This window comes from Variovorax sp. Soil_C_26 (assembly GCF_057657075.1).
In genome coordinates, this window is sequence record NZ_JBDGJC010000062.1 from 1 (window position 1) to 251 (window position 251).

Here is a 251-nt window from a genome sequence, read left to right on the forward strand (position 1 = left end):
TCGATCACGCCGATGATGTCGACGATCTTGCGCGACGAGGCATTGATCGAGGCCATGGTGTCGACCACCTGGCCGACGACGTCGCCGCCCTTCACGGCCACTTCGGAGGCCGAGAGCGCGAGCTGGTTCGCCTGGCGGGCGTTGTCGGCGTTCTGCTTGACGGTGCTCGTGAGTTCTTCCATGGAGGCGGCCGTCTGCTCGAGCGAGCTGGCCTGTTCCTCGGTGCGCGACGAGAGATCCTGGTTGCCTGC

1 pseudogene is annotated in these 251 nt (G+C 65.7%); it reads right to left on the minus strand.

Annotation, left to right across the window (positions count from 1 at the left end):
* Positions 1-251 (minus strand): annotated as a pseudogene (locus tag AC3A6G_RS27480) (methyl-accepting chemotaxis protein); the annotation flags it as partial.